This is a genomic window from Vibrio sp. 704, assembly GCF_033339295.1.
The window spans coordinates 1-807 of record NZ_JAWOUH010000297.1; the positions used below are offsets into that span (position 1 = coordinate 1).

Below are 807 nucleotides of genomic sequence, written 5' to 3' on the forward strand. Positions count from 1 at the left end.
CTGGTAGAGAACAACCAATGCAGATTGAAGATTGTCATTTTGTAAATCAATCGAGTCTAACGGCACCATTAGCCCATCATCAGCAACAGATTTTGTTAGGCATGGGGTGCTTTTGGGGCGCTGAGCGTCTCTTTTGGCAATTAGATGGCGTGGTTTCAACATCTGTGGGTTATGCGGGTGGGTTTACACCAAATCCAACCTACGAAGAAGTGTGTACGGGTAAAACCGGTCATACTGAGGTTGTGAGAGTCGTGTTTGATGAGCGTGTTATCTCACTAGCAAAACTCCTTGCGGCATTTTGGGAAAAGCATGACCCGACTCAAGGCATGCGCCAAGGTAACGATCTCGGCACACAATATCGATCTGCGATTTACACGTACTCTCAAGATCAGCAAGAAATTGCTGACAAATCAAAGCTTCAGTATCAACAAGCATTAGAAGCTGAGCTTCGCTCAACGATCACCACTGAGATCGTCCCAGCAGGGCCTTACTATTTTGCAGAAACCTACCATCAACAGTATCTTGCAAAGAATCCGGATGGCTACTGTGGCATAGGCGGCACAGGTGTTTGCTTCCCACCAAGCTTGCAAGGCTAATCAAACTGCACTGAAACGAGAAAGAGCGACCAAGGTCGCTCTTTTTAATCTTTCGTTTTTTGGGTTAACACGCCATGAATGGTTTAGGCGGATAATGATGAAATTGCTTGGTTTACTTCTTTAAAGACAGCCAGTCGCTTTTGATCTTTCACATCAGGAAGCAGCACTTTGCCATTATCAAAGCAGAAACTTCCCACTCCGACAAGGAAGA

General features: G+C 45.5%; 2 protein-coding genes. One reads left to right on the forward strand and one right to left on the reverse strand.

Going from position 1 to position 807, the window contains the following annotated elements; all coding sequences use genetic code 11:
• The coding region (gene msrA, locus R7R24_RS26030; protein WP_318120016.1) for a peptide-methionine (S)-S-oxide reductase MsrA at positions 1-596 on the forward strand (596 nt) is incomplete at its 5' end.
• An 83-nt stretch (positions 597-679) separates the two neighbouring features.
• Here msrA and R7R24_RS26035 read toward each other — a convergent pair.
• A partial coding sequence (locus R7R24_RS26035; protein WP_318120017.1) for a DUF1107 family protein occupies positions 680-807 on the reverse strand: 128 nt, incomplete at its 5' end.